At 42.8% G+C, this 4,631-nt stretch carries 5 protein-coding genes; 1 reads left to right on the top strand and 4 read right to left on the bottom strand.

Translation table 11 applies throughout. The features are described 5' to 3' along the window. Positions 1–90: 90 nt before the first annotated feature. The 4 genes from IQ229_RS13870 to IQ229_RS13885 all read right to left on the bottom strand — a co-directional run bounded on the left by IQ229_RS13870 (position 91) and on the right by IQ229_RS13885 (position 4,489). Complete coding sequence (locus tag IQ229_RS13870) at positions 91–1,437, bottom strand: NAD(P)/FAD-dependent oxidoreductase (protein WP_194044603.1); 1,347 nt, start codon at positions 1,435–1,437, stop codon at positions 91–93. A 317-nt stretch (positions 1,438–1,754) separates the two neighbouring features. Continuing rightward, positions 1,755–2,543 carry an SDR family oxidoreductase gene (locus IQ229_RS13875; protein WP_194044605.1) on the bottom strand — a complete coding sequence of 263 codons (789 nt, stop codon included), beginning with the start codon at positions 2,541–2,543 and terminating at the stop codon, positions 1,755–1,757. A gap of 18 nt (positions 2,544–2,561) precedes the next feature. Further along, positions 2,562–3,383, bottom strand: coding sequence for an NADPH-dependent oxidoreductase (locus IQ229_RS13880; protein WP_194044607.1), 822 nt, complete (start codon positions 3,381–3,383; stop codon positions 2,562–2,564). 101 nt (positions 3,384–3,484) lie between these two features. Beyond that, positions 3,485–4,489, bottom strand: a complete 1,005-nt coding sequence (locus IQ229_RS13885; RefSeq protein ID WP_322743984.1) for a sulfonate ABC transporter substrate-binding protein — start codon at positions 4,487–4,489, stop codon at positions 3,485–3,487. Here IQ229_RS13885 and IQ229_RS24690 point away from each other — a divergent pair. Beyond that, positions 4,398–4,631 (top strand): hypothetical protein (locus tag IQ229_RS24690; protein ID WP_322743985.1); only part of this gene is annotated, 234 nt, incomplete at its 3' end. The genes IQ229_RS13885 and IQ229_RS24690 overlap by 92 nt on opposite strands.

The raw sequence follows: 4,631 nt of genomic DNA on the forward strand, positions 1-4,631 counted from the left end.
CTGCTCCCCTGCTCCCCTGCTCCCCTACGCTCTAAATGATAAGTCTTTTGCAGGACACGATATGAGTACTATCGGTTGCGATACCTGAAGTTACAGAGGTGTCCCAGAAGGCTGTTGCACCCTCTTGTTAACAGTTTTTCCTTCTACAAAACCATCTCGACCTGTAATCAATCTAGAGCGACGATTACGGGTGATATAATTCCATCCCCACTGAATTGCTACTACTACTTTAGTGTCAAACTCGATTAAAAAGTAGATGTGAATTACTAGCCAAAAGAGCCAAGCAATGAAACCTTTGAGTTTGACTAAGCCTAAATCTACAACAGCTAAATTTTGCCCAATCATCGCCAAAGTACCCACGTCATTGTAACGAAACTCTGGCAAAGTCTCACCTTTAAGCCTGCGTTTAATGAGTTTAGCTACATACTCTCCTTGTTGTTTGGCTACAGGTGCAACACCAGGTAAGGGTTTACCATTTTGATGGGAAAAGTTGCCTAAATCTCCCACTACAAAAATGTTGTTATAACCCTTGATAGACAAGTCTGGTTCTACAATCACACGTCCAGAGCGATCGCACTCTACACCTGTACTTTTTGCTAGGGCTTTCCCCATAGGCGAACCTTGAACACCTGCTGCCCACAAGATAGTTTTTGAGGTAATTTCTGTCAATTCATCGCCTTGCTTGAAAGTAACGATGTTACCTTCAATATTTGTCACTCTGGTATTGGTGTAGACAGCCACACCCAACTTTTGCAAAGATTCTGCTGCTACTTTCGATAATTCTGGTGAAATGTGTGGGAGGATGCGATCGCCACCTTGCAATAGTAAAATTCTCGCTTCTGAGGTGTTGATGCTGCGGAAATCTTCTGTGAGAGTTTGGTATGCTAGTTCTGCGATCGCGCCGGATAATTCTACACCGGTGGGCCCACCCCCGACAATCACAAAAGTCAACAAAGCACGGCGTTTTTCTGGATCGGTTTCTTTTTCTGCCGCTTCAAATGCCGAAAATATCTGGCGACGCATTTCTATGGCATCTTCAACAGTTTTCAAGCCAGGAGCAAATTCTTTCCAGTTATCTTTACCAAAATAGGAATGGTTAACACCTGTGGCGACAATCAATGTGTCATAAGGTACTACTTCATCACCCAAAATAACTTGTTGCGCTTTTGGATCGATATCATTTACCTCTCCCAACAAAACTTTTGTATTCTTGCTTTTGCTGAATACAGATCGCAATGGTGCAGAAATATCAGCAGGTGATAGCGTACCTGTGGCAACTTGATATAAAAGCGGCTGAAATAAGTGAAAGTTACGTTTATCAATGAGAGTAACATTTACATTTGCTTTCTTCAAAGCTTTTGCTGTATACAGTCCACCAAAGCCGCCACCAACGATAACAACCCGATGTGGTGCATTCTTTTCAAGTGAGACTTCCATCAGAAATATTTCCTTGTGTTAAGAAGTTGTAACTATTCTTAACAAAGATGTAACAGCATTATGATAGTGATTGCTGTCTATTTAGAACAATTGAAGAAATGATGAAAGTAGTCAAAGTTAGTTTTTCGAGGAAAGCAGGAGGCATTGTTTCGACTACGCTCAACTGCCGCGTAGTCGAAACTCAACAACCGAGCAGGGGGCACGAGGAAAACTGCGTAAGGGTACAATGACTCGCTAGCCGCCAGTCGTAGAGAATTTATTCTGAATTCTGACTCTTGACTCCTGACTCCTGAATTATGTTCGCTCAATCAAGCCGCTCAAAATGTGCTTTGAATAATTCCGCCATCTACTTGCAGCATGACTCCGTTCACAAATGAGGCTGCTGGTGAACTCAGAAATACCGCAACATTGGCAAACTCTTCTGGTGTCCCCATACGACCCAAAGGGACTGTCCCATTGATTCTAGCAATTTCTGCTTCTTTCGTTTCACCACTTTTAGCAATGCGGGCATCGATCAATTCTTCTACCCGTTCTGTATATGTCCAGCCTGGTAGAATACTGTTGACGCGAATTTTATCGCTACCCAGTTCTTGGCTGAGAGTTTTCGTTAAACCAATCACTGCTAATCGAATGGAATTAGATAAAACCAGATTTTGGACTGGTTGTTTAGTTGAGGTTGAGGTGATAGTCAGAATTGCTGGTGCAGTAGATTGGCGTAAGTGAGGTAGAGCGTACTTTACCAGACGTACCGCACTCAGCAAAGTCAAGTTGAGCGAAGTTTCCCAAGTTGCCAAATCAATATCATCAAAACTGCCAGCAGGTGGGCCTCCAGCGTTGGTAACGAGGATATCCAACCCGCCGAATTTTTCCACTGTGGCGTTAATTACCCGTTCAATATCTTCTTGACTAGTAACGTCCGCACGCAGAGATAGCACTTCTGTTCCTGTTTCGCTTGCAATCTCCGCAGCAGTTTTGTCAATTAACTCACTGCGGGCGCAGATGGCAACTTTTGCACCCTCACGGGCAAATTGCCTCGCTGTAGCTTTGCCCAAACCTTTACTAGCAGCTGTTACTAAGGCGACTTTGCCACGGAGTTGCAAATCCATAATCTTGATTCTTGTTGTTTACAGTAACTTGAAGCCAAGGTTATTGAGAGCTTCACGCAAACGATCGCGTCCTCTCAATGATTCTACAGTGGCGATGCGTTGGGCTGAGTGTTCTGACCAATCACCAGGAACATTCATCTTTTGTTCAGTATAGAATTCTTTGATGATTTCGTTGTAGTGAGCGATCGCTTCTTCTTGCTCTGCCAATTTATAAGTTTCACGATGCAGCACAGCTGACTGGGGCAACCTTGGCTTAATCGCCGCTTCTACTTCAGGATTTGGATAGCCCACACATAATCCAAATACAGCATACACAGAGGAGGGCAAATTCAATATCTGTGCTACCTCTTGCGGGTGGTTTCGGATTCCACCGATATATACTGTTCCTAAACCAACTGACTCAGCTGCAACTGCGGCATTTTGCGCCGCCAACGTTGCATCGATTGTTGCCATCACAAACATTTCCAAATATTCCAGCGCATCGTGAGATATGCCGCGACTGTCAGCAACATGACTTAGACGCGCCAAATCTGCTAACCAAACCAAGAATAAAGGAACCTGCTTAATATGTGCTTGGTTTCCCGCCAACTTGGATAACTCCTCTTTGCGCTGTTGATTTTCGACTGCTACCACACTCCAGGTTTGCAAATTAGAGGAAGTAGATGCAGATTGGGCGGCTGCAATTAGCAATTCCAGAGTTCCCGGTGGTAAAGGATCGGATAGATAAGACCGAATTGAACGGTGAGATAGTAGTGCTGTTAGCGAATCATTCCATGCAATTTCGGGATTGAAGGGAATTTCACCGTAGCGCGATCGCAGTAGTTCTGTAGGATTAGTCATAATCAATTCCAAGATTTACATTTTCAAATTTGCTACTAATACCAATTTCATCTGTAGGTGCATACATCTCTATGCCCCTACAGCCGATTCATTGTACTAGTTTAAGTTTTTGGTGAGAAAGCAGCATATTCTTCTTTTGTCAACACTGCATCCTTCACATTTATTTCTTTGGGAATTAACTTCAATTTGTAATATGTATCTGCAACACCTTGTTGTAGATTTATCAGATTGTCGTCAATTGGTACAATCCCAAAAGTCCGCCTGTTAGTTGCTTTTTTCATCGTTTCTAAATCAATTCCTAACACAGGTGCGAGAGTTTTTGCTACTTCTTCTCGATTCTGTTTAGACCATTCTTCAAGATTTTTAATTTCCTCCACTATCGCCTTGACAGTTTGGGCATTTTCAGTGACAAATTTGCGAGTCATCAAATAATATCCTCCCTGTTTATTAATTCCTGTGCCATCAATTAGGACTCTGGCTTTAGTTGCCTCTTGGGCCGCTGCATAAAATGGGTCCCAAATTACCCAGGCATCTACACTTCCTTTCACAAATGCAGCACGAGCATCAGCCGGAGCCAAATACTTAGGTTCAATATCTGTATATTTTAATCCAGATTTTTCTAAAGCTTGGACTAACAATAAGTGGGCACTAGATCCTTTTTGAAAGGCAACTCTTTTGCCCTTCAAGTCAGTAACTTTTTGAATTTGTGAATTTTGAGGAACAAGAATTGCTGAACCAGCCGGACTAGCAGCAGTACCAACAACATAAGTTAGTGATGCTCCCGCTGCTTGGGCAAAGATTGGCGGTGATTCTCCCACAGGGCCAATGTCAATACTACCTACATTCATCGCTTCTAGTAGTTGTGGCCCCGCTTGAAATTCAGTCCACTTTACAGTTATTCCTTCTGGTGCCAAACGCTTTTCTAAAACACCCTTAGTTCTCAGCAAAATGGTCGATTTCTGATAACCAAATCTGACTACTGTTGCTTTACTGGAAGTAGAATTACCCTGAGATGTGGCATTGGGATTAGGGGCATTAACAGTCGGTGTCGATGAACAAGCAGCAAATAGCAAGCTCAGACAAAGACCTGTAACAAAAGCCCCCACTACTGGTAAAGGAGAAGAAAAGAATAATTTATGTTGGTTGTTAAAGGGGATATTCCTGAATTTTATCAACGATATCCACTTGGGAATTAAGCGGCGCAAGATTTGGTTAATCATCAAAATGATTTCTCTGAACTATAAAAAT

It is taken from the genome of Nostoc cf. edaphicum LEGE 07299, from assembly GCF_015207245.1.
Classification (GTDB): Bacteria; Cyanobacteriota; Cyanobacteriia; order Cyanobacteriales; family Nostocaceae; genus Nostoc; species Nostoc edaphicum_B.

Bases quoted from the DNA above. Each gene is read 5' to 3' on its own strand.
- IQ229_RS13870 (WP_194044603.1), bottom strand. From the start codon at position 1,437: ATGGAAGTCTCACTTGAAAAGAATGCACCACATCGGGTTGTTATCGTT.
- IQ229_RS13875 (WP_194044605.1), bottom strand. From the start codon at position 2,543: ATGGATTTGCAACTCCGTGGCAAAGTCGCCTTAGTAACAGCTGCTAGT.
- IQ229_RS13880 (WP_194044607.1), bottom strand. From the start codon at position 3,383: ATGACTAATCCTACAGAACTACTGCGATCGCGCTACGGTGAAATTCCC.